General features: G+C 64.9%; 19 protein-coding genes and 1 pseudogene. 13 read left to right on the top strand and 7 right to left on the bottom strand.

Going from position 1 to position 22,504, the window contains the following annotated elements; all coding sequences use genetic code 11:
- The first annotated feature begins 218 nt into the window (after window positions 1–218).
- Entirely contained in the window at window positions 219–959 is a 741-nt protein-coding gene (locus J8I33_RS10075; protein ID WP_006491801.1) for a 3-ketoacyl-ACP reductase, read from the top strand.
- A 119-nt stretch (window positions 960–1,078) separates the two neighbouring features.
- On the top strand, window positions 1,079–1,645 hold the full coding sequence (gene phaR / locus J8I33_RS10070) for a polyhydroxyalkanoate synthesis repressor PhaR (protein ID WP_011549704.1): 567 nt from the start codon (window positions 1,079–1,081) through the stop codon (window positions 1,643–1,645).
- Window positions 1,646–1,909: 264 nt separating this feature from the next.
- Here the strand turns inward: phaR and J8I33_RS10065 are convergent, their stop codons facing one another.
- On the bottom strand, window positions 1,910–2,185 hold the full coding sequence (locus tag J8I33_RS10065; protein WP_050014909.1) for a hypothetical protein: 276 nt from the start codon (window positions 2,183–2,185) through the stop codon (window positions 1,910–1,912).
- An 887-nt stretch (window positions 2,186–3,072) separates the two neighbouring features.
- Window positions 3,073–3,309, bottom strand: coding sequence for a hypothetical protein (locus tag J8I33_RS10060; RefSeq protein ID WP_209929059.1), 237 nt, complete (start codon window positions 3,307–3,309; stop codon window positions 3,073–3,075).
- 433 nt (window positions 3,310–3,742) lie between these two features.
- On the opposite strand from J8I33_RS10060, the gene J8I33_RS10055 reads away from it, so the two are divergent.
- From J8I33_RS10055 to J8I33_RS10045, 3 genes are read left to right on the top strand one after another with little or no spacing between them, the layout of a single operon-like run.
- Window positions 3,743–6,553, top strand: coding sequence for a type VI secretion system Vgr family protein (locus J8I33_RS10055; protein ID WP_209935202.1), 2,811 nt, complete (start codon window positions 3,743–3,745; stop codon window positions 6,551–6,553).
- Window positions 6,550–8,058, top strand: a complete 1,509-nt coding sequence (locus J8I33_RS10050; protein ID WP_124680948.1) for a hypothetical protein — start codon at window positions 6,550–6,552, stop codon at window positions 8,056–8,058. Before J8I33_RS10055 ends, J8I33_RS10050 begins: the two co-directional genes overlap by 4 nt.
- A 25-nt stretch (window positions 8,059–8,083) precedes the next feature.
- Window positions 8,084–9,109, top strand: a complete 1,026-nt coding sequence (locus tag J8I33_RS10045; RefSeq protein WP_209935199.1) for a pentapeptide repeat-containing protein — start codon at window positions 8,084–8,086, stop codon at window positions 9,107–9,109.
- A 243-nt stretch (window positions 9,110–9,352) separates the two neighbouring features.
- Here J8I33_RS10045 and J8I33_RS34435 read toward each other — a convergent pair.
- A pseudogene (locus J8I33_RS34435) lies at window positions 9,353–9,694 on the bottom strand (hypothetical protein); the annotation flags it as partial.
- On the opposite strand from J8I33_RS34435, the gene rimO reads away from it, so the two are divergent.
- From rimO to J8I33_RS10025, 4 genes are all read left to right on the top strand, one after another.
- Window positions 9,621–10,982, top strand: coding sequence for a 30S ribosomal protein S12 methylthiotransferase RimO (gene rimO, locus J8I33_RS10040; protein ID WP_050015555.1), 1,362 nt, complete (start codon window positions 9,621–9,623; stop codon window positions 10,980–10,982). The pseudogene J8I33_RS34435 and the gene rimO sit on opposite strands and share 74 nt — an antisense overlap.
- Window positions 10,983–10,985: 3 nt before the next feature.
- Window positions 10,986–11,912: a sugar kinase gene (locus J8I33_RS10035; RefSeq protein WP_050015553.1), complete on the top strand. Its 927-nt coding sequence runs from the start codon at window positions 10,986–10,988 to the stop codon at window positions 11,910–11,912.
- Window positions 11,913–12,031: 119 nt separating this feature from the next.
- On the top strand, window positions 12,032–12,574 hold the full coding sequence (locus tag J8I33_RS10030; RefSeq protein ID WP_050015551.1) for a hypothetical protein: 543 nt from the start codon (window positions 12,032–12,034) through the stop codon (window positions 12,572–12,574).
- Window positions 12,575–12,687: 113 nt separating this feature from the next.
- The gene (locus J8I33_RS10025) at window positions 12,688–13,869 is read left to right on the top strand and encodes a cystathionine beta-lyase (RefSeq protein WP_209935198.1); all 1,182 of its coding nucleotides are present in this window, start codon (window positions 12,688–12,690) and stop codon (window positions 13,867–13,869) included.
- Between the two features lie 87 nt (window positions 13,870–13,956).
- Here J8I33_RS10025 and serB read toward each other — a convergent pair whose 3' ends face one another.
- Together serB and J8I33_RS10015 are read right to left on the bottom strand one after the other, a co-directional pair.
- Window positions 13,957–14,802, bottom strand: coding sequence for a phosphoserine phosphatase SerB (gene serB, locus J8I33_RS10020; RefSeq protein WP_050015547.1), 846 nt, complete (start codon window positions 14,800–14,802; stop codon window positions 13,957–13,959).
- Window positions 14,803–14,971: 169 nt separating this feature from the next.
- The gene (locus J8I33_RS10015) at window positions 14,972–15,922 is read right to left on the bottom strand and encodes a LysR family transcriptional regulator (protein WP_050015545.1); all 951 of its coding nucleotides are present in this window, start codon (window positions 15,920–15,922) and stop codon (window positions 14,972–14,974) included.
- A 124-nt stretch (window positions 15,923–16,046) separates the two neighbouring features.
- Here J8I33_RS10015 and J8I33_RS10010 point away from each other — a divergent pair, with 124 nt between their 5' ends.
- The 3 genes from J8I33_RS10010 to J8I33_RS10000 all read left to right on the top strand — a co-directional run bounded on the left by J8I33_RS10010 (window position 16,047) and on the right by J8I33_RS10000 (window position 18,472).
- Complete coding sequence (locus tag J8I33_RS10010; RefSeq protein WP_089488477.1) at window positions 16,047–17,063, top strand: zinc-binding alcohol dehydrogenase family protein; 1,017 nt, start codon at window positions 16,047–16,049, stop codon at window positions 17,061–17,063.
- 159 nt (window positions 17,064–17,222) lie between these two features.
- Window positions 17,223–17,774 carry a DUF6013 family protein gene (locus J8I33_RS10005; protein WP_209935191.1) on the top strand — a complete coding sequence of 184 codons (552 nt, stop codon included), beginning with the start codon at window positions 17,223–17,225 and terminating at the stop codon, window positions 17,772–17,774.
- Between the two features lie 224 nt (window positions 17,775–17,998).
- Window positions 17,999–18,472: a PliI family lysozyme inhibitor of I-type lysozyme gene (locus J8I33_RS10000; protein WP_209935185.1), complete on the top strand. Its 474-nt coding sequence runs from the start codon at window positions 17,999–18,001 to the stop codon at window positions 18,470–18,472.
- A 34-nt stretch (window positions 18,473–18,506) separates the two neighbouring features.
- Here the strand turns inward: J8I33_RS10000 and fetB are convergent, their stop codons facing one another.
- The gene (fetB, locus tag J8I33_RS09995; protein ID WP_050015539.1) at window positions 18,507–19,310 is read right to left on the bottom strand and encodes an iron export ABC transporter permease subunit FetB; all 804 of its coding nucleotides are present in this window, start codon (window positions 19,308–19,310) and stop codon (window positions 18,507–18,509) included.
- Window positions 19,307–20,008 (bottom strand): ATP-binding cassette domain-containing protein, encoded by a 702-nt coding sequence (locus J8I33_RS09990; protein WP_209935180.1) that lies wholly within the window; start codon window positions 20,006–20,008, stop codon window positions 19,307–19,309. The genes fetB and J8I33_RS09990 overlap by 4 nt, the downstream gene beginning before the upstream one ends.
- A gap of 152 nt (window positions 20,009–20,160) precedes the next feature.
- On the opposite strand from J8I33_RS09990, the gene J8I33_RS09985 reads away from it, so the two are divergent.
- Window positions 20,161–22,470, top strand: a complete 2,310-nt coding sequence (locus J8I33_RS09985; protein WP_124630352.1) for an AsmA family protein — start codon at window positions 20,161–20,163, stop codon at window positions 22,468–22,470.
- The last annotated feature ends 34 nt before the right edge of the window (window positions 22,471–22,504 follow it).

Below are 22,504 nucleotides of genomic sequence, written 5' to 3'. Positions count from 1 at the left end.
GTCAAGCGCGACGCGAAGCGCGGGCTGGCGTCGCTGTGCATCGGCGGCGGGATGGGCGTCGCGCTCGCGGTCGAGCGTCCGTAACCGGCCCTCCGTCACCGGCCGTTCGCCACTGGCGAACCGAATTCGTGCGCCGGCCGATTGCGGCTTCGGCCGGCGTCACGTGAAGTCAGAGGGGGCTCCGGCAGCTCTCGAAACCAAAAAATGGAGTGAGATTTATGTCTCAGCGAATTGCGTACGTAACGGGCGGGATGGGCGGCATCGGCACCAGCATCTGCCAGCGCCTGTCGAAAGACGGCTTCAAGGTGGTCGCAGGTTGTGGCCCGAACTCGCCGCGCCGGGTGAAATGGCTCGAGGACCAGAAGGCGCTCGGGTACGACTTCATCGCGTCGGAAGGCAACGTCGGCGACTGGGACTCGACCAAGGAAGCGTTCGACAAGGTCAAGGCCGAGGTCGGCGAGATCGACGTGCTGGTCAACAATGCGGGCATCACGCGCGACGTCGTGTTCCGCAAGATGACGCATGAAGACTGGACGGCCGTGATCGACACCAACCTGACGAGCCTGTTCAACGTGACGAAGCAGGTGATCGACGGGATGGTCGAACGTGGCTGGGGCCGCATCATCAACATTTCGTCGGTGAACGGCCAGAAGGGGCAATTCGGCCAGACCAACTACTCGACCGCGAAGGCCGGTATTCACGGCTTCACGATGTCGCTCGCGCAGGAAGTCGCGACGAAGGGCGTGACGGTCAACACCGTGTCGCCGGGCTACATCGGCACCGACATGGTGAAGGCGATCCGTCCGGACGTGCTGGAGAAGATCGTCGCGACGATTCCGGTGCGGCGTCTCGGCGGGCCGGAGGAAATCGGCTCGATCGTCGCGTGGCTCGCGTCGAACGATTCCGGCTTCGCGACGGGCGCCGACTTCTCGCTGAACGGCGGCCTGCACATGGGCTGAGCGTCCGGGCTGCGCGAGCCGGACGGCCGCGCAGCCGGGCGTTTTCCGAAGGCCCCCGCCTCCCGGATTCGGGCGGCGGGGATTCGTCACTTGCGCTACGCTGCACTCAAAGGCGTTACATGACTACTACAAAGAAGACGGCCGAACGGCTCATCAAGAAATACCCGAACCGCCGGCTCTACGATACCGAGACAAGCACGTACATTACGCTGACCGACGTGAAGCAGCTCGTGCTGGAGCAGGAGGATTTCAAGGTCGTCGATGCGAAATCCAATGAAGACCTGACGCGCAGCATCCTCTTGCAGATCATCCTCGAAGAGGAAAGCGGTGGCGTGCCGATGTTCTCGTCGTCGATGCTGTCGCAGATCATCCGTTTCTACGGTCATGCGATGCAGGGCATGATGGGCACGTACCTGGAAAAGAACATCCAGGCATTCATCGACATCCAGAACAAGCTCGCGGATCAATCGAAGAACCTCTACGAAGGTAACGCGATGAATCCGGAAGTCTGGTCGCAGTTCATGAACATGCAGGCGCCGATGATGCAAGGGATGATGACGAGCTACATCGAGCAGTCGAAGAACATGTTCGTGCAGATGCAGGAGCAGATGCAGAACCAGGCGAAGTCGATGTTCAGCACGTTCCCGTTCAAGCAGCCGGGCGCGCCGGAGCCCGAAAAGAAGTAAGCGGCGAGCCGGCGTGGACGCGCAAAGTGTCGCGCCGGCATCGTGCGGGACGGCCGTTTGGGACGACCCATTCGGGACGGCAACGGGCCGCGTCGCGGAACGATTGTTCGCACGGCGGCATCGCACGCGCGTGCATGGGCGTCGTCGTGCCGTAGCGCCTCAGTGCAAATAAAACGCACAAGGCCGACCGGCAAAGCCCGGTCGGCCGAATATCAGATAAAGCGCTGATTGTAGAAGATGCCGATGGCCGGATTTTCGGCCGGCTTATCGAACCGCGAAGCGGCTTGCCGCCGATCCGTTCGCGCAGTTATTTCCGTAAATAAAGAGATTTCTGTTTTCGGAAAATGCCGAGTAGATGATCGGAAAAACTTCCTTGGCGCTGAACGAGTAAATGCCATCGTTGATGGATACGAGGAGGTTGCCGCTCGTATCGGTTTCGATCTTGTCGATCTTGCCTGCCTTGCAAAGCGATTCCGCGGACGCGTACGAGGATGCTGCAAGCGTCATGGCGCAAACGAGGGTGGCCGCGAGTTTTCTCATGGTCTTTCCTTGGTGAATGAGTGGATTGCTGGGGCTGTGATGCGGGTCATGCACGGTTCAGTATTGGCTGGCCGAATAGGTGCCGATGTCTGATCGATGTGAAATGTATCGGAGATTAATCGGGTGTTGAATGGGGGTGGCGGATTTGGAAATGATTTTTGTGGATTGTTGAGCGTTTAAAACTATTCTTGTGAATTGTGTGTTGTGAGGTCGAATAAGGGCCGGTGGTAATTGGATGGTTGCAACAAAATAAATTTATCGACGATTTTTGGTTGTGGTTTGGTTTGTGGTTTTTTTAATTTATTTCTCTATTTTTTATTTGCGCGGCCGGATTTTTTGAATGATCACCGCTGAAATGCGCAAGGCCATCGGCGAGCGTGTCGCCGTGCGGGCCGATCGGTCGGGCAAAGGGCTGATCGCGCTGGCGCTGGCGCGGGCCGAGCGCCAGTGCTCGCGGAATAGACGGGCGGCCCGTTGGCGGGCTTCGAAGCGAGCTGCGATTTCGTTCCGGGCGATGCGCGGGGCGCACACGTTTCGTATCCGTGTTTCGGTGCGCTACACGTGCAGCATCGTGCGCGTGTCTGCAGCCGGAGCGAGGATTGGGCCACCGGTGCGTTTGTCAGTATCGCGCGATGATTGTGGCCGATGGCGGGAAGATTCGCCCGATGGCGCTCTGCGAGGCGCTGGCGCCGGGTGCGATGACGATGGCGCGCAGGCTGGGTGAGGTGCGTGGGGGGGCGGCGATAGCGATAGTCACGCGCCTGCGCCGACAACCGGTCGGCCGCAACTCCGTACGGAGCTGTGGCCGATCGGCGATGGCGACGATGCGGTCCGGTTCAAACGGTGCCCGACGGCAGCGACGTATCCGGATTAAGCGTCGGATCGAGTCAGTCTTCGCTATCCGACGGGGGTAGATCGAGAACGAGCTTGACCGCGCTGTAGTTGGCCTTGAGCGAAAACACGCGGCCGATCACGAGAAACGTCTGCCGCGAATTTTCGAGCTCGACGAAGTCGCCCGGCTGCGGGACATGCGCGCCCTGGTCGTAGGAGAAGCTGGTGTTGGTCTGCTCACCGATGGCTTCTGCGGCGTGTTCGGTGAATTCGATCGTGAGGTGGGTGGTCATGCGAGTCCCGTTGGGTAATGGAAGAGATGGAAGAGAGTGGACGCTGCGATTTTCGCATAGCGACAGGGCGGATCCGGCGGAATTGTCGGGAAGCGACGCGTGCGGCTGGATCCCCGTCACTTCATCCGGTTGCCGAGAAAGGGGCCGCACTGGCGCTTGCCTCGGCGCGCGCCGGTGATCGAGTTGCGGCTCGGGCCGTTTGGCGAAGTGTTGAGGCGCTGGCTGTATGCTGGCATCGGCTGCTCATGGCGGTCGAGCGGGGCTTGGAATAACCGACCGCATTTAGCCCGTTCTCGATTTCATGGGCTTCGATACTGGTTCCCTCCCACAACCGTACCTCGCGACATGAAGGTTGTCCTTGGCTCGGGTAAAATTGAGCAAGTATTAATCAGACGCTATCCGAGAGCGCTGTAATAATAATGAAAGGCTAACAATGAACGTGCAGAACTTGGCTGCTGCATTGCGCGGTGGCCTGATTCAGCAGGACCGGTTGTTGAAACTCGATACGCCTCTGGGACCGAACTCCCTTGTGGTGCAGCGGGCCATCGGTCATTCGACGGTCGGCCGGGACTACATTTTTACGCTGGACGTGGTGTCGACTGACAGCGCGATCGAGCTGAAGAGGCTCATCGCCCAGCCGGTTACCCTGTGGATCCAGCAAGCGAGTGGCGACTATCGCCCAATCAACGGTTATGTTTATACCGCGCGCCGGCTGGGCGCCGACGGTGGTCTCACAACGTATCAAATCACGCTGCAAGCGTGGATGCACATACTGAAGTTCCGGCGGGACCAAAGGATCTGGATCGACAAGACGGTCGAGGACATCGTTTCCGATGTCCTGAAACAGCACCCCGAGGCTCGTGGCCGGTTTCGATTCACGCTATCCCAGTCGTTCCCAAACCGCTCATACACCCGGCAGAGCGAGACCGACTGGAACTTCGTGCACCGTCTGCTCGAGAGCGAGGGGCTGTTCGGCTACTGGGAGCAGGCCGACGACGGAAAATCGCACACCTTGGTGATCACCGATAGACCGGATACGTTTCCGGACCTGTCGCCCAAGAGCATTTCGTTTTACCGCGGGGGCGCAAAGACCGAGGTCGACGCGTTCACGCAGTGGGCCGGTACGCGCACGCTCCAAAGCGTCACCCTTACTACTCGAACCTTCGACTACAAGAACCCGTCCGATCCCTCGAACCCCAAGGGCACGACGGTGCCGACAATCGAGAGCCAAGGCAATGTCCCGGACCAACTCGAAGTCTACGAATACACGGGTGCATACACGTACCTGCAACAGCAGCGCGGAGACGCACAATCTCGCTTTCGGATGGAGGAATGGGAGTCGCGCGCGAAGCGCTTTCACGGTATAGGAGGACTCCGTGCAATTGAAGCGGGCCGGCGTTTCGTGCTGACAGACCATCCGGTGCACGACACCGATCCTGTCGATCAGCGCGAGTTCGCGACGATCAAGTCATCCTGGTGGATCGAGAACAACCTGCCGATCACTCTTGAGTCGAATTTTCCGTATAGCCTGCATGACGATATCGCCGACGCACGAGCTAGTCACCCGGGCGATGCGTCGTTGCAGGTGCCACATGCCGACGGCTCCGTCGGCTTTTACCTCGTCGAGGTCGAAGCGCAACGCGCGAGTGTGCCGTACCGCAGCCTGTTTGAGCACGAGAAGCCGAAGATGCATCTGGAGACGGCCGTCGTCGTTGGCCCATCGGGCGAGGAGGTTTACACCGACGAGTTGAACCGGATCCGCGTTCACTTCGTCTGGGATCGCGTGAACGAGGGTGACGAGAGCGCGTCGTGCTGGGTGCGCGTCGTTCAGTCCGACACCGGGGGCGGTTACGGGGGTGTCCATGTCCCACGGATCGGCGAAGAAGTGCTGATCGATCACGTCGGCGGTGATTGCGATCGGCCCCTGGTCGTGGGCCGCGTTTACAACGGGGTGACCCAGCCGCAGTGGCACAGCAACGGGCTTCTGTCCGGGTACCGCTCGAAGGAGTATGCCGGCAGCGGTTTCAACGAACTGGCGCTGGACGATGCCACTTCGCAGAATCGTGTGCGGTTGATGAGCAGTTCTAGCAACAGCATTCTGCACCTGGGTTACCTAATCGATCAGGAGGGCAACACGCGCGGGGCCTACCTCGGCAGTGGCTTCGACTTGCGCACGGACGCGTATGGTGCGGTGCGCGCGACCCGTGGCCTATACGTGACCACGCATCCGAAATCGCCGACGAGCCAGCCGCTCGACGTGTGTGAGACGCAGCAGCAACTTGTGAACGCGGAAAGCCTGCTCGAATCGCTGTCGGGCATCAGCGAGCTGCACCAGGCGGAATCGCTTAAACCGGGCCGCGATGCCATGCGTGCGTTCACCGATGCGACTCAGGACAGTGTGTCGGGCCCAACGTCGGGCGGGCGCACGGCGGGCGGTGGCACTGGCTCGGCGAGTGCATTCAAAGAGTCGGTGATGTTGTTCGGCAGCCCGGCCAGCATCGGCCTCTCGACACATCAATCCGTTCACGTGAGTGCGGACCAGCATGTCAACTTGGTTAGCGGGCAGAGTACCCACATCGCCATAGGCAAATCGCTACTGGCGAGCGTCGGGCAAAAACTGAGCCTCTTCGTGCAGAACGCGGGAATAAAACTGTTTGCGGGCAAGGGCAAGGTCGAGATCCAGGCGCAGTCGGACAACATCGAGGTGACCGCGCAGAAAGCAGTGAAGGTTGTATCGGCGACGGACCGGATCGAGATCGCGGCCGACCAAGGAATTCTGCTGACGAGCGGTGGCGCCTACATCCTGATCAAAGATGGAAATGTCGAAATTCATGCTCCCGGAAAAATCGATATCAAGGGCGCGTCACATACGTTCGCGGGGCCAGCGAGCACAAATTTCGTCATGCCGCACTTGCCCCAGGGCGTAGCGGCCCCGACCGACTTGGAATTCCGCCTGGTCGATCCCTACGGGCGCCCCAGTCCCGGCGTGGAATACAAAACGACGCTCAGTGACGGCTCTGTCAAACACGGCGTACTGGATGCGGATGGTTACGCGAAGATCAGTGGCGTACCTGCCGGCACCAGCGCGAAAGTCCAATACCTGACGGACAAGAGTCCACCCAAGTCGGAGGTCGGTATCAAGACTGATTCCGACTGGAGTCTGTTTCAGTCGATAAAGGTCACGGCCAAGCCTGTGGCCGACGCAGGCAATTCCAACGATCCTGATCGGAGCGGGACAGTATGAGCGAATCGTCAAGCAGCGGCCTGTTGGACGCAATCTGGAAGGAAGTGCTCGGCGACGCGGCGGCCACCTTCAACTGGCTGAAGGATTTCCTGCTGGGCGAGTTCGTTCCAGACCGACCGTTCTCCGTGATCGTTGCCGAAATGCTCGCGAACTTCGTGCCGGGCGTCATTATCGTCACGAGCGCGCGCGATGCGGTCGCCATCATAGTCCGTCTTTCCACGCACCCTGAGCGGCGCAAGGAAGTGTCCGAGTGGATTCTGCTGTGCGCGTGCTTAATCGCCCTGGCCTTGCCGCTGGTGATGGCCGCCGCCGGTGCGGTCGCCGCGGGCGTCGGCGCGGTGGTCACCGGCATCATGGGTGACGAACTCGCGGCTGCGCTGCGCGCCGTGATGCTGATGCTGATCGAAAAGTCGGGAAAGCTAGCCGAAATGATCCGCTTTCTCAACAAATTCATCAAAGGCAACATTCTTGAGTTTCTGAAGGGAGTGAAGTTTGCCAACTATGAAAAGTCGCTGCTCGAAATTCTTCAGCAGACTACGGGCAAGCTGATCGGCATCGTGCAGGAAGTACGCGGCAAGCTTCTGGAAGCCCGAGTGTTTCATGTCAAGATCGCGGATCATTTCGAGTCGGTCCAGAATCTGGTCCAGAAGCTGTCGACGTGGGAACAGCGGTTCTACGCGGTACAGCAGGAAGGCATCCAGCAGATTCCGAGGGCCGTGGCAGAGTTGCAGCAGCGCCTCGACCGGTTGCTGGCGCAGGAGGCACCAAAGGACAGCCACGTGGTCTCCGCAGGGGTGACAGCGACGAAGCCACAAGCCGTCGCGCCGCCCAAGCAGGAGATCCACGACACGCCAGGGGCGACGCTTCGTGATCCGGCGGCGCACGGTGCCGACGGCACCAATGGAAGCGCGAGGACGGGTTCCGCGCCGGCCCGCAAAGAGAAGCCGGACGTGCCGCCGCCGCCGACTGGTCAGCCGAATGTGAAGATCGAGGAGGTGCATACGCCGGGTGAGCAGTATGCAGTGGTAAACGGTGTCAAGATCAAGCCTCTGCTTTACGACAAGTTGTATCACGGGGCCGACCGAGCCACGCTCGGCGTCGATACGCAGCTGTCGGCCAAGGAGGTCGCGGCAAAGATATATACGGAAGGTCTGCCGGGACGAGGCAACAATATCGATCTGGTTGAACACGCGGGCGGCGCACACGATCGCGCGTTTCGCGGCACAACGGTCATGATGATGACGCCCGACGGTCAGGCCGGCGCGATCTTGTGGGCCGACGAAGGCGGATTTGTGATCGAACTGAAGAACGTGAAGGGCTACGACGTGAATGCCGTACTCGAGGGGCGGGTGCGTAAGCCCGACGGCAGTTTCGGCGGTAACGCCGTGCACGGCGAGGTGGAAATTGCAGTGCCGGGAAGAGTCAAGCCGGAACAGGTGGAGGCGGTGTATGAAGTGGTGATGAGCCGAAGCGGAAGATTGATGGCGCGTAAACTGCCACGGTAATCACATATTTGCCCGGAGAAATTGCATGTTGACGAACGACACCGACGTGCGGGAATTGCGCGATCGATGGAAAATCGGGAAGTACAAAGAACTGCTCGACGCAATCAAGGAAGCGTTGCCAGAGGATGAATGGGTGCCTTTGTGCGACTCCCTGCCACATATGCTGGATGGCTCGCCGACGATCGACCTGCGCGGGGCGCCGTTGCCGGGCGGCAAACTCGAGAACCTGGACCTGAGCTACAGCCATCTCGGCTTTGCTGTGTTCGATGCCTCGCAGTTCGACGAAGTAGGGTTTCAACACGCGATCCTGGACGGTGTCTCTTTCAAGGAATGCGGGTTTCATTTGGCACAGATGCTGCCGGTCTACGGAAACGGTGCTGATTTTCGCCATGCTCGATTCCGGCAATCGTTCATCGAGTATGCCAAGCTGAGCAATAGCGATCTCTCCGGCGTGACGCTGTCCGACAGCAGTTTGAATTTTTCGGAGCTCATCGAATGCAATTTTTCCGGCATGCTCGCTGAGCAGAGCGAATGGCGCTGGAACGCGACGACGCGATGCGCTTTCGTGGCGGCCCGTTTCGTCGAGTGCAGACTGACGGCAACCCGGCTCGATGGCGCACGGCTGATCGATGCCACGTTCGAGAATTGCGATCTGAGCGGTGTTGACTTCAGGGGCGCGGACCTGACGGGTGTGCGCTTTCTTGGTGGCACATTCGGTGACGTGCTGCAGGGTGAGACGACCTACCGGACTCGGTTCGACGATATACCGGAAGCCCGCCGTGCGGTTGCCGCGGGCAGTGCGGAGAATGGGCGCGCCATCGAATGGTGTCCCGTTGTGATCGGTTCGAGCGAGCCTGCCCAGAAGGTCGCCTCGTCGAGACTGAAGGGCCGGCCCGGCGACGTGGTACCGCAGAGTGGATGGTGGACTAGCCCGGCACTCGGGAGTGAACAGGGGCGGCGCTATTTTAAGGAGGGGGAGAAATTTCCCGACATCAAGTCGACGAATTGGGGACTCGTGATCTGGAGTTACAATCCCGCTGATCAGGGTTGAGCCCTGACGCGTGGCCTGACGCGAGCGGAGCAGCCGCGCACGAAAGATCTTGTCGATTTCGCGCGGAGCCATGCCCTGACGACTGCACCGACACCCATAGACATCAAACCGCTGAAGGTTCGGTTAGGTTGCGGTCTCCCTGCTCGTACTGCTGGAACGTGCGCAACCCCACGCCGAGCAGCTTCGCGAAAGGCCCAGGCCGGATTTCGCGCGCGCGACCGACGCCACTGTCGGCTCTACCCCATGCGGATCTCGTCTGACGCGGATCGGCGCGCGCCACGTCTCCGCGATCCAGCTCTGGCACTGCCGGCGGATCGCCGCCTTCACGCGCTTGCTCTTCGTGTCCGATTCCCCGAAGTGATAGGGTCATATAAAACTCCATCTCGTTGTCGGCCCCCAGCGGGCAGCGTGCTCGAACTGCCGATGGGTGCTGCCGCCAACCGCTCATTTTGGCTCGCTGGACCCTAAATCGCTGTAAACTCACGCTTTTGCTGCCACGCCCCCATTCCAGATGTCCCAATCCCCCAAAGTAGGGTTCGTATCCCTCGGGTGCCCGAAGGCGCTCGTCGATTCCGAACAAATCATCACGCAGCTGCGCGCCGAAGGTTATGAAATCTCCGGCAGCTACGACGGCGCCGACCTCGTCGTCGTGAACACCTGCGGCTTCATCGACGAAGCCGTGCAGGAAAGCCTCGACGCGATCGGCGAAGCGCTGACCGAGAACGGCAAGGTGATCGTCACCGGCTGCCTCGGCGCGAAGTCGAGCGCGAGCGGCTCGAACCTGATCGAGGAAGTCCACCCGAAGGTGCTCGCCGTCACCGGCCCCCACGCGGTGGGCGAGGTGATGCAGGCCGTGCATTCGCACCTGCCGAAGCCGCACGACCCGTTCGTCGATCTCGTGCCCGCGGCCGGCATCAAGCTCACGCCGCGTCACTACGCGTACCTGAAGATCTCCGAAGGCTGCAACCACCGTTGCACGTTCTGCATCATCCCGTCGATGCGCGGCGACCTCGTGTCGCGGCCGGTCGCCGAAGTGATGCTGGAAGCCGAGAACCTGTTCAAGTCGGGCGTGAAGGAACTGCTCGTGATCTCGCAGGACACGAGCGCATACGGCGTCGACGTGAAGTACCGCACCGGCTTCTGGAACGGCAAGCCGATCAAGACGCGGATGACCGACCTGGTCGCCGCGCTCGGCGAACTCGCCGCGCAGTACGGCGCGTGGGTGCGCCTGCACTACGTGTATCCGTATCCGAGCGTCGACGAAGTGATCCCGCTGATGGCCGAAGGCCCGTTCAAGGGCCACGTGCTGCCGTATCTCGACGTGCCGTTCCAGCACGCGCATCCGGACGTGCTGAAGCGCATGAAGCGGCCGGCGAACGCTGAGAAGGTGCTCGAGCGCGTGCAGAAGTGGCGCGAGATCTGCCCGGACCTGACGATCCGCAGCACCTTCATCGCCGGCTTCCCCGGCGAGACGGAAGCACAGTTCGAAACGCTGCTCGACTTCATCCGCGAAGCGGAACTCGATCGCGTCGGCTGTTTCGCGTATTCGCCGGTCGAAGGCGCGACCGCGAACGACCTGGATGGCGCGCTGCCGGACGAGGTTCGCGAGGAGCGTCGCGCGCGTTTCATGGAAGTGGCGGAGGAAGTGTCGGCGAAGCGCATGCAGCGCAAGGTCGGCAAGACGCTCAAGGTGTTGATCGACGAAGTCAGCGCGGAAGGCGGCATCGGCCGTACGGCAGCCGATGCGCCGGAGATCGACGGCGTCGTCTACGTCGAGCCGGCGGCGAAGGCATCGAAGCGCTACAAGGTCGGCGATTTCGTGTCCGTGAAGATCACGGGCGCCGACGGCCACGATCTGTGGGGCGAGGTGTAAGCGATGGCCGCCGCATTCCCGGAGATCCTCGCGCTCGGCGAGGCGATGATCGAATTCAACCAGTCGCAGCCGGGGCGTCCTGAATTCCTGCAGGGCTTCGGCGGCGACACGTCGAACTTCTGCATCGCGGCGGCGCGCCAGCGCGCATCGACGGGCTTCGTGTCGGCGATCGGCGACGATCCGTTCGGCCGCCTGCTGGCCGACATGTGGGCGTCGGAGCAGGTCGACACGACGTACGTGCGGATCGACCGCTCGGCACCGACCGGCGTGTATTTCGTCACGCACGGCGCCGACGGCCATCAGTTCGACTATCTGCGCGCGGGGTCGGCGGCGAGCCGCTACGCGACGGCCGACCTGCCGCTCGACGCGCTCGCGGCCGCGAAGGCCGTGCACCTGTCGGGCATCAGTCTCGCGATCAGCACGGCCGCGTGCGACGCGGCGTTCGCGGCGATCGACCATGCGCGTCGCAGCGGCGCGAAGGTCAGCTTCGACACGAACCTGCGCCTGAAGCTGTGGCCGCTGCCGCGTGCCCGTGCGGTGATGCGCGAGGCGCTGCGGCAGACGGACATCTGCCTGCCGAGCTGGGACGACGTCACGGCGCTCACGGGCGCGAACGATCGCGACGCGATCGTCGACGCGATGCTCGAACACGGGCCGCAGGTCGTCGCGTTGAAACTCGGCAAGGAAGGCGCGTATGTCGCGACGCCGCACGAACGGCGCGTCGTGCCGGGCTTCGCGGTCGAGGCCGTCGACGCGACCGGCGCGGGCGACTGTTTCGGCGGCGCGTTCGTCGCGCGGATCGTCGCGGGCGACGATCCGTTCGCGGCCGCGCGTTATGCGAACGCGGCGGCGGCGCTGTCGACGACCGGTTACGGTGCGGTCGCGCCGATTCCGCATCGCGACGCGGTGGAACGCCTGATGCAGGGCTGACGCGACACGCGCCCGCCCGCGCATTCGCGGCGCGGGTTTGCGCGGTCATGCAGGAACCGGGTCGCGGCCCGGCGCGGTCCGCGATGGTCGGGCGAATCTGAAGCAAGGAGCAACACAAGGTGGGTCGATATTCGGAATGGCAACGGGCGCTCGTCGTCGCGGGTGCGCTGGCAGCGGGCATCGCGATGCCGACGGTGGTCGCCGCGCAGGCGGTCGCACCGGCCGTGCAGCAGGATGAACCGGCGCCCGCGCGGCCGCTGAAGCCGAATCCCGAGTTCGCCGGCCTGCCGCGCTACGAAGGCACGCTCGGCGATCGGCCGATCGTCGTGCATCTCGGCCCGAAGACGGACGAGGAAGGCGTGCACGGCGAATACCAGTTCGCCGACACGGGCGAAGTCGTGCTGCTCGCGGGCGACCGGGACGGCGATACGCTCGAGATCGAAGAGTCGAACGACGGCACGAACATCACCGGCGTGTGGATCGGCCGCTTCGACGCGACGGGCGACCTGAAGGCCGACCGGATGAACTCGGACGAATCGGACCCGCAGCCGGTCGTGCTGCATCTGGCGCCGGGCAAGCGCGCGGCGCTGCAGGTGCGCGACGGCCGGGTGCAGGAAATCGAGACGGTGGGCGGCGTCGTCAACCTGCGTACCGACGACTGAGCACGTGCTGGCTCGGTGCGCGCGGCGCGCATTGTACCGGGCCAAGCGCGCCGATTTTGGCTACTCTAACGACATATTCCGCAACCGAACGGCCTCGTGCCCGGCCCCCAGTCATGACTGCATCCACTCCCAAGCGCGCGCTGCAAACCCGCATCGTTCAACCCGACGACGTCATTCCGGAAGGCTTCCGTTCGTTCGTGCCGCCGGTCGCGCGCGCGTCGACGGTCGTGTTCCCCGATCTCGCGACGATGCGCGCGCTGGTCTGGCACGACGACAACCAGTGGCGCTACGGGCTGCACGCGACGCCGACGTCGCTCGCGCTCGCGCAGCGGCTCGCCGAGATCGAAGGCGGCACGCATGCGCTGCTGCAACCGTCGGGCCTCGCGGCGATCATGAACGTCTACTTCGGGATCGTGAAAGCGGGCGACGACGTGCTGATTCCGCATAACGTGTACGGCCCGAACGCCGATTTCGGCAACTGGCTCGCGAACGATTTCGGCATCACCGTGCGCGGTTACGATCCGTTGATCGGCGCCGGCATCGCCGAGCTGATCCAGCCGAACACGCGGTTGATCTGGCTCGAGGCGCCGGGCTCGGTGACGATGGAGGTGCCCGACGTGCAGGCGATCGCGGCCGCCGCGAAGGCGCGCGGCATCGTCACCGCGATCGACAACACCTTTTCGGCGGGGCTCGCGTTCAAGCCGTTCGCGCATGGCGTCGACATTTCGGTGCAGGCGCTGACCAAGTATCAGTCGGGCGGCAGCGACGTGCTGATGGGCGCGACGATCACCGCGAATGCGGAACTGCACGCGAAGCTGAAGCTCGCGCGGATGCGCTGCGGGATCGGCGTATCGGTCGACGATTGCTCGCTCGTGCTGCGCAGCCTGCCGAGCATGCAGGTGCGCTTCGATGCGCACAGCAAGAGCGCGCTCGCGCTCGCGCAGTGGCTGAAGGCGCGGCCGGAGATCGCGACGGTGCTGCACCCGCAGATCGCCGACTGCCCGGGGCATGCGTCGTTCATGCGCGATTTCGCGGGCGCGGGCGGGCTGTTCTCGGTGGTGTTCGACGCACGCTACAGCGCGGAGCAGATCGACCGTTTCGTCGAGTCGCTCGAGCTGTTCGCGATCGGCTGGAGCTGGGGCGGCGCGTGCAGCCTCGCGATGCCTTACGACGTCGCGTCGATGCGCCCGGACTGGCCGCATCGCGGCACGCTGGTGCGTTTCTACGTGGGTCTGGAAGACGAAGCGGATTTGCGCGCCGACATCGAGCGGGCGATGCAGGCCACGCTCGGCTGATTGCGCGCCGGCAACGTCCGGCAGAAAAGCGAAACGCCGGCGCGATATCGCATCGCGCCGGCGTTTTTCATTGACGGTGCCGCGGGATCAGAACAGGCGCAGCAGCCCGTCGAGGCCGACATGGTCGAATGCGACGGTGGCCGCATCGCGCACGACGGGCTTCGCGTGGAACGCGACCGACAGCCCGGCTTCGGCCATCATCTTCAGGTCGTTCGACCCGTCGCCCATCGCGATCGCGCGGCTCGGCTCGAGGCCGAGCGACGCGCACGTGTCGCGCAGCAGGCGCGCCTTCACGTCGGCGTTGACGATCTCGCCGAGCACCTTGCCGGTCAGCTTGCCGTCGACGATCTCGAGCGTGTTCGCATGCGCGTAGTCGAGGCCGAGGCGGGCTTTCAGCCGCTCGGTGAAGAACGTGAAGCCGCCCGACACGAGCAGCGTCTTCAGGCCGGCGGCCTTCACGCCGGCCAGCATCGTCTCGGCGCCCGGCGACAGTTGCAGCCGTTCTTCGTACACGCGCTCGAGTGCGTGCGCGTCGAGCCCGGCCAGCAGCGCGACGCGGCGCGTGAGGCTTTCGTTGAAATCGCGGATCTCGCCGCGCATCGCCGCTTCGGTGATCTCCGCGACCTGCGTTTTCAGCCCGCAGAAATCGGCGATCTCGTCGATGCATTCGATCGTGATCAGCGTCGAATCCATGTCCATCACCGCGAGCCCGAAATCGCCGAGCGTGCGGCCGGCCTCGACGAAGCCGAAGTCGAGCGCATGCGTGCCGCAGTACGCGTCGATGTCGAGGCGTTGCGCCGGGCTCGCGTTTTCGATGCGCAGCGCGTGATCGTCGGTCTGCACGACGCGGGTGCCGCGCGACAGCGCGAGCAGCGGTTTGTGATGGGCGTCCGACAGCGGCGCAAGACTCTGGATGACGAGATTGTGGGTCATGACGAGTGGTTGGGAAGCGAATGAATGACGTGCGCGGCCCACGGGTGGCCGCCTGCGCGCGCGGGCCCCGTACGGCTGCGGGCCAGTGCGTCGCGAACGCGCCATTGTAGCCGGTTGGTCGCGCGTGGCGGCCGGTGCCGGCGCGAAACCGGGCGCGGTACGGCGGCGGTCACCCGTTTGCGCGATCCCAGTACGGCGGATCGCCGAAATGCTCGGCCAGGAACGCGATGAACGCGAGCGTTTTCAGCGGCACGTGCGCGCGGCTCGGATAGACGGCCCAGATCGCGACGTCGTCCGCGAACGGATAGTCGTCGAGCACGGTGACGAGCGCGCCGCTCGCGAGCAGCGGGCCGACGTCCCAGGTCGATTTGATCGCGATCCCGAAGCCGTCGACGAGCGCTTCGCGGATCGCCTCGCCGTTGCTCGCGACGAGCCGGCCGCCGACCCGCACCGTGAGCGGGCCCTGCGGCGTCGCGAACGACCAGTCGCGCTGGTCGCCGAGGATCACGCACTCGTGCTGCGTCAGATCGGCCGGGTGCCGCGGCATGCCGCGTTCGGCGAGATAGGCGGGCGAGCAGCACAGTACGCGGCGGTTGGTGGCGAGCTTGCGGGCGACGAGCGTCGAATCCTTCAGTGCGCCGAGGCGGATCGCGACGTCGTAGCCGTCGTCGACCAGATCGACGATCTCGTCGGACAGGCGCAAATCGAGCGACACGGACGGGTAGCGGCGCAGGAACGCCGGGATCACCGGCGCGACGTGCTGGCGGCCGAACGACGACGACATCGACACCTTCAGCCGCCCGTACGGCTCGCTGCGGCCGCGGCCGACCGACGCGCGCGCGGCGTCGGCCGCCGCGAGCAGCGCGTCGGCGCGCGCCATGAAGATTTCGCCGTCCTGCGTGAGGCTGATGCGGCGCGTGGTGCGGTGCAGCAGCCGCGCGCCGAGCTGGCGTTCGAGCTGGGCGATGCGCGCGCTCGCGACCGCGGCCGACACGCCGAATTCGCGCCCGGCCGCGCTGACGTTCGCGAGCAGCGCCGCGCGCACGAACAGCGCGACGTCGAGCAGGTCGAGCGGCTTGTCGGGCGCGGGAATGGGAGCAGGCGTCGGATCAGACGACATTATTCTGAAATTCCTGAAAATGTTTCAGGAAATATAGCGGTTTTCTCGAATGATCGGGTTGCCTACGATGGCACGCATGGAGGTTGCGCCGCAGCCTGCCGGATCCCCTGAAAGGAGTATCGAGATGAAAGCCGTTGGATTGACCCGTTATCTGCCGATCGACGACCCGCAAGCGTTGCTCGACGTCGAACTGCCGCAGCCCGTGCCGGGCCCGCGCGACCTGCTCGTGAAAGTCGATGCGATTTCCGTGAACCCGGTCGACACCAAGGTGCGTGCGCCGAAGCCGCAGGTCGAGGAGACGCCGCGCGTGCTCGGCTGGGATGCGGCCGGCACGGTCGTCGCGGTCGGCGCCGACGTCACGCTGTTCCGGCCCGGCGACGAAGTGTTCTACGCGGGCAGCATCACGCGGCCCGGCGCGAACAGCGAATTCCACGCGGTCGACGAGCGGATCGCCGCGCTGAAGCCGCGCACGCTTGACTTCGCGGCGGCGGCCGCGCTGCCGCTCACCGCGCTGACCGCGTGGGAAGCACTGTTCGACCGGTTGCGCGTGTCGCCGCAGGGCGCGGACGCCGGCAAGTCCGTGTTGATCATCGGCGGCGCGGGCGGCGTGGGCTCGATCGCGATCCAGCTCGCGAAGACGCTCGGCAAGCTGCACGTGATCGCGACCGCGTCGCGGCCGGCATCGGCCGAATGGGTACGCACGCTCGGCGCGGATGCGGTGGTCGACCATTTCGGCGATTTGCCGGCGCAATTGCGCGAGGCCGGGCATCCGAGCGTCGACTATGTGCTGATCTTCAACGATACCGACCATCATTTCCCGGCCGCGGCGGAAGTCATCCGGCCGCAGGGCGGCATTTGCACGATCGTCGAGAACGCGAAGCCGGTGCCGGTCGAATTGCTGAAGGCGAAGAGCGCCGCGTTTCACTGGGAGTTCATGTTCACGCGCGCGATGTTCGAGACGCCGGACATGATCGAGCAGCACAAGATCCTGAGCGAGGTCGCGCGGCTCGTCGACGGCGGCACGCTGCGCACGACGCTCGGCGAACGGCTCGGCGCGATCAATGCCGAGAACGTGCGGCGCGCGCACCGGATGCTCGAGGGCGGGCGCGCGATCGGCAAGCTCGTGCTGAGCGGCTTCTGAGCCGGCAGCGCGCGTAAGGTGGCGGCGCCGCGAACGCAAGCGGGGTAACACCCGATGCGTTCGCGGCGCATTGCGCCCCGCTTGGCGGTAGACTGGCAACGCATCATGCATCTAAAACCGCGCGGCACGCGCGTGCCGCCGCATGACAAGGAGGTCAGCATGAGCCAACGCAGCTTGTCGGTCGCCGCATCGTGGTCGGTCGTGTTCGCGGCGGTGTGCGCCAGCGCGAGCGTATTCGCGGCGCCGCCGGTCAAGGGCAGCCTGAAGGGCGGCGGGACGGGGCAACTCGAATACACCGTCAAGGTCGACTCGAAGACCTTCGGCAATACGCAGGAGACCCGCAAGATCCGCTCGGGCGAGACGGACGATTTCAACTGGAAGTCGGTGCCGCCGAGCGGCGCGGTCGCGATGCCGGACGGCTGCCCGAACGCCGACAACCTGCCGCGCGACGCGAACGGCGCGATGGTGCGGCAGACCCAGGTGCGGCTCGCGCCGTCGGTCGACGCGAAGGGTGTCGCGAACGTGCAGTTGAGCTTCCAGGCAGCCGCGCCGAAGGGCATGCGCAGCGTGACGGCCGGCGGCAAGTCGCTGCAGTGTCCGGATGTCGTGTCGGTGAGCCAGGTGAAGTGGGTGTCGCTGCCGACCAACGGCGGGTCGAAGACCGTGACGATGAGCGACGGCACCAAGGTGACGGTGTCGATCAAGCATTGAGCGGCGCGCGTGGGCCGGCGTTTCGTCCGGTGCGCGCGCAACCGGTTCGATTGGCGGAACGAGCAGGGCGGCACGCGAGCAGATCGCGCCGCGTCGCCGTTGCCATGCGTTTCCGCAACCTGCTTCGCGGTACGGCGCGCCGACCGTGCAACGGCGATGCGTGACGTCATGCGGATGTCACGTTATGCTCGCCCGCATTCTTTCCTTTCCGTCACGACACCCCGATGAAACTTCGAATGCGTGCGCTGCTGTCCGCCATTGCGTTCGTCGCCGCGCACGCTCATGCGGCCGACGAGTGCAGTTTCGTGAAGAAGGTCGAGCTGCCGTCGCGACAGCAGGTGGCGGTGGTATCCAGCGGCGCACTCGAACCGTGCTCGACCGGCAGCTACGCGGTGCGCGTGTATTCGACCGCGCATGCCGCCCCGGGCTTCGATACCGACGATTACGTGACCGGCACGTTGCAGGCGCGCGACGGTACCGTCGCCGATGCGTACACGGCCGACCTCGGCGCACGCGCGCCGCAGGCGCTCGTCGTGACCACGCGCTCGGCCGGCAGCGGCGGCTACGTCGGCGCGCAGGCGTATGTGACGACGCCGCGTGCGGTGCGGCTCGTCGCATCGGTCGACGGGCTCGCGCCCGACGCGGATATCGCGGCCGCCCTTCGGCAGGCAATCGGCAAGCGACGCGGCGCGCATTGATCGCGCCGATCGCCCGATGTGCCGCCGCCGCGCGTCAGTGCGTTCGCTCTTCGAGCCGCGACGCGAGAAAGCGGTGATCGGCCGAGAACAGCCGGCGATAGGTCATCAGCACCGCGCCGACGGTGCCGAGCGCGGACGCCGCGGCAATCAGGAACATGATCACGATCTGGTAGCGCACGGCCTGCAGCGGCGACTGGCCGGCCAGCACCTGGCCCGTCATCATCCCCGGCAGGCTCACGACGCCGACCACCGCCATCTGGTTCAGCGTCGGCAGCATGCCGGCGCGCACGGCCTGGCGCGCGGCGTGCTGCGCGGCTTCCCAGCGCGTCGCGCCCAGCGCGAGCGCGGTCTCGACGCGATCGCGGCGCGCGGTGAGTTCTTCCATCATCCGCTCGACGCCGAGCGACACGCCCGTCAGCGTATTGCCGAGAATCATCCCGAGAATCGGGATCGCGTATTGCGGCGCGAACCACGGATGGATGCGGATCACGACGAACAGCCCGACCGCCGCGACGAACCAGCTGCTGAACCAGATCGACGCGATGCTGTCGATCCGCTGGCCGCGGTATGTGCGCTTGCCGCGCCCCGCGCCGGCGAACCCGGCGATCAGCGTCATCAGCGCGGTGAGCGGCAGCACGACGTACCAGTGCGGATGGCCGAACACCCAGCCGAGCACGTAGCCGATCGCGAGCAACTGCACGACGGTGCGTACCGCCGCGAGCGCGAGCTTGCGGCCGAGGCCAAGCGACAGCGCCGCCGAGATCGCGCCGTTGACGGCGACGAGCGCGGCCGCGATGCCGACGTCGACGAGGCTCAAGTCCTGCAAGGTCGGGCTCATTGCGCGGCCTCCGTCGGGTCGGCCGCGTGCAGCACGCCCGCCTGCATCACGAGCCGCATCGTGCCGATCCGCGCGGCCTGGGCCGGATCGTGCGAGATCCACATGTACGCGCGGGCGTCGGGCGCCGCGTCGAACCACGCGCCGACGAGCGCTTCGATCGCGCGCGCCGATTCGGGATCGAGCGCGGAGGTCGGCTCGTCGAGCAGCAGCACGTCGGGATCGAGCTGGAGCACGCGCAGCAGCGCGGTGATCTGCGCTTCGCCGCCGGACAGGTCGCTCGCGCGCTGGTCGAGAAAATCGGCGCCGCGGCCGGCCTGCGCGGCGAGCGCTTCTGCGCGGGCACGATCGAACGCGACGTCGCGATAGATCGCGAGCGAGTACGGGTAGCGCAACTGCGATTCGACGGTGCCGTCCATCTGCGCGGGGCGCTGGCGGACATAGGCGATGCTGCGCCGATAGCGCGGAATCGCGCTGCGCCGGATCCGGCGGCTGCGCCACAGGAGGTGGCCGCCGTCGAGCGGATCGAGCAGCGCGAGCGCGCGCAGCAGCACGCTCTTGCCCGACCCGGATGGTCCGGTGATAGCAATTCGCGATCCCGCGGCGAGGCTGAAATCGGTCGGAGCGAGCAGCGTCTTGCCGCTGCGGGCGTCGCGCCGCGTGATGTGCTGCGCGTCGATGAGGCCGGTGGGGGAGGTCATGTCACAAATGAAAAAAAGCGTTAATGGCGCCGAAAGGCCGCCATGTCGTGCGCCATAATACCTATTGAAAAACCGCCGTTGTCGTGCGCCGTTCGTCCACGCAAGCGGCCCGGCATCGTGCGGCAACGCTTCAGAACAACAACGGAACCGCCATGACGCTAGCCCGAACCATCGGCAAATCGGCTGCATGGATCGTCGGTATCGTCGCGGTGCTCATCGCGGCGGCCGGCATCTTTATTTTCACGTTCGACTGGAACCGCGCGAAACCGTGGGTCAACGAACACGTGAGTACCGCGCTCGGCCGCCCGTTTGCGATCAACGGCGACATCAAGGTCGGCTGGCGTCGTCCCGATGGCGAGACCGGCTGGCGTGCATGGATACCCTGGCCGAGCTTCTCGGCCACGCAACTCGAGATCGGCAATCCCGACTGGGCGCAGGCGCCCAAGTTCGTCACGCTCGATGCCGCGCACTTCGATCTCGCGCTCTTGCCGCTGCTGGCGCATGAAATCGTCATCCCTTCGATCGACGTCGTCAATCCTGCCGTCGATCTCGAACGGCGCGCGGACGGCAGCAATACGTGGACCTTCCAGTTCAAGCAATCGGGGCAACCGAACAAGTGGAAAGTGCGGCTCGACAGCTTCGGGTTCGCGAAGGGTACCGTCGTCTATCGCGATGCGATCACCCAGGCCGATCTGACGATCGGGATCGATACGCTCGGCCAGCCGATCCCGCTCGGCGACGTGCTGAAGGAGCAGGAACAGAAGTCGCGCGCGGCGTCCGCCCAGCGCGTCGGCAAGCGCGGCGCCGCGCAATTGAGCGCGAAGGCGAACGCCGAGGCTGCGTCGGATGCATCCCGCGCATCGGCGGCGCAGGTCCCGAGCGCGGCATCGACGTCCGGGTCCGCATCGGGTGTGCTGCCTGCGTCCGTGGTGAATACGGCTTCGTCCGCATCGACGGTTGCGTCCGCATCCGGCGCGAGCGGCGCATCGGCCACCTCCGGCGCCACCGTGCCCGCGAAGCCGTCCGGGCCGACCTATGCGTTCGGCCTGAAGTTCGACGGCCGCTACAAGAACGTGCCGGTCACCGGCACCGGCAAGGTGGGCGGCGTGCTGGCGATCGAGAACGCGACGCAGCCGTTCCCGCTGCAGGCCGACGTGAAGGCCGGCGACACGCGGCTCGCGATCGTCGGCACGCTGACCGATCCGATGCATCTGGCGGCGCTCGACCTGCGACTGTGGCTGCAGGGCACGTCGATGTCGCATCTCTACCAGCTCACCGGGATCACGCTGCCCGACACGCCGCCGTATGCGACCGAGGGGCACCTCATCGGCAACATCAAGCAGGACGCGAGCACGTTCCGCTACGAGAACTTCAACGGGCGCGTCGGCGGCAGCGATCTGCACGGCACGCTGACGTGGGCGCAGCGCGAGCCGCGTCCGAAGCTGTCGGGTGAGCTCGTGTCGAACCTGCTGCAGTTCTCCGACCTCGCGCCGGTGATCGGCGCCGACTCGGCTGCCAGCAAGAAGAAGCGCGGCGACACGACGCGCCAGCCGCCGGACCGCGTGCTGCCGGTCGCGGCGTTCCGCACCGAACGGTGGAGCGCGATCGATGCGGACGTGAAGTTCACCGGCCGCAAGCTGATCAAGAGCCCGCAGTTGCCGATCACCGACCTGTACACGCATATCCTGCTGCAGGACGGCGTGCTGACGCTCGAGCCGTTGCAGTTCGGCGTCGCGGGCGGCACGCTCGCGACGAATGCGCATCTCGACGGCAGCCGTACGCCGCTGAAGGGCCGCTTCACGCTGGCTGCGCGGCATCTGAAGCTCAAGCAGCTGTTCCCGACGCAGAAGGTGATGCAGACGGCCCTCGGCGAAATCAACGGCGATGCGTCGCTGTCGGCAACGGGCAATTCGCCGGCCGCGCTCGCGGCGACATCGACCGGCGAAGTGAAGGCGCTGATCACCAACGGCCGCATCAGTCGCTTGCTGATGGAGGCCGCAGGGTTGAACGTCGCGAACGTGGTCTACGAGAAGCTGTTCGGCAACCGCGACGTCAACATCAACTGCGCGGCGATCGACTTCGTGGCGACCGACGGCATGCTCGACCCGAAGGTGTTCGCGCTCGATACCGACGATGCGCTGATCAACGTCGACGGCCCGATCAACCTGCGCGACGAATCGATCGACCTGAAGATCCATCCGCACACGAAGGGCTTCCGGATCTTCTCGCTGCGCTCGCCGTTGTATGCGAAGGGCACGTTCAAGAACCCGAAGGTCGGCGTCGATGCGGGCGCGCTCGCGCTGCGCGCCGGTGCGATGGTCGGGCTCGGGCTGCTCAACCCGTTCGCGGCGCTGATCCCGCTGATCGCGCCGAGCAACAATCGCGACGTGCCGTGCTCGGAACTGTTCGGGCAGCTGAAGGCCAAGGCGGCGCAGAAGGGGGCGGCGAAGGCCGGCAAGTGACGCGCGGCCACGGGCGCGGCATGCGCCGCCGTGC

This window comes from Burkholderia sp. AcTa6-5 (assembly GCF_017815075.1).
GTDB classification, from domain to species: Bacteria; Pseudomonadota; Gammaproteobacteria; order Burkholderiales; family Burkholderiaceae; genus Burkholderia; species Burkholderia sola.
The sequence above is the reverse complement of the archived record's forward strand: the minus strand, read 5'-3'. Positions and strand labels throughout refer to the sequence as shown.

Coding starts and splice junctions, on each gene's coding strand:
- J8I33_RS10075 (WP_006491801.1), top strand. CDS start 219: ATGTCTCAGCGAATTGCGTACGTAACGGGCGGGATGGGCGGCATCGGC.
- phaR (WP_011549704.1), top strand. CDS start 1,079: ATGACTACTACAAAGAAGACGGCCGAACGGCTCATCAAGAAATACCCG.
- J8I33_RS10065 (WP_050014909.1), bottom strand. CDS start 2,185: ATGAGAAAACTCGCGGCCACCCTCGTTTGCGCCATGACGCTTGCAGCA.
- J8I33_RS10060 (WP_209929059.1), bottom strand. CDS start 3,309: ATGACCACCCACCTCACGATCGAATTCACCGAACACGCCGCAGAAGCC.
- J8I33_RS10055 (WP_209935202.1), top strand. CDS start 3,743: ATGAACGTGCAGAACTTGGCTGCTGCATTGCGCGGTGGCCTGATTCAG.
- J8I33_RS10050 (WP_124680948.1), top strand. CDS start 6,550: ATGAGCGAATCGTCAAGCAGCGGCCTGTTGGACGCAATCTGGAAGGAA.
- J8I33_RS10045 (WP_209935199.1), top strand. CDS start 8,084: ATGTTGACGAACGACACCGACGTGCGGGAATTGCGCGATCGATGGAAA.
- rimO (WP_050015555.1), top strand. CDS start 9,621: ATGTCCCAATCCCCCAAAGTAGGGTTCGTATCCCTCGGGTGCCCGAAG.
- J8I33_RS10035 (WP_050015553.1), top strand. CDS start 10,986: ATGGCCGCCGCATTCCCGGAGATCCTCGCGCTCGGCGAGGCGATGATC.
- J8I33_RS10025 (WP_209935198.1), top strand. CDS start 12,688: ATGACTGCATCCACTCCCAAGCGCGCGCTGCAAACCCGCATCGTTCAA.
- serB (WP_050015547.1), bottom strand. CDS start 14,802: ATGACCCACAATCTCGTCATCCAGAGTCTTGCGCCGCTGTCGGACGCC.
- J8I33_RS10015 (WP_050015545.1), bottom strand. CDS start 15,922: ATGTCGTCTGATCCGACGCCTGCTCCCATTCCCGCGCCCGACAAGCCG.
- J8I33_RS10010 (WP_089488477.1), top strand. CDS start 16,047: ATGAAAGCCGTTGGATTGACCCGTTATCTGCCGATCGACGACCCGCAA.
- J8I33_RS10005 (WP_209935191.1), top strand. CDS start 17,223: ATGAGCCAACGCAGCTTGTCGGTCGCCGCATCGTGGTCGGTCGTGTTC.
- J8I33_RS10000 (WP_209935185.1), top strand. CDS start 17,999: ATGAAACTTCGAATGCGTGCGCTGCTGTCCGCCATTGCGTTCGTCGCC.
- fetB (WP_050015539.1), bottom strand. CDS start 19,310: ATGAGCCCGACCTTGCAGGACTTGAGCCTCGTCGACGTCGGCATCGCG.
- J8I33_RS09990 (WP_209935180.1), bottom strand. CDS start 20,008: ATGACCTCCCCCACCGGCCTCATCGACGCGCAGCACATCACGCGGCGC.
- J8I33_RS09985 (WP_124630352.1), top strand. CDS start 20,161: ATGACGCTAGCCCGAACCATCGGCAAATCGGCTGCATGGATCGTCGGT.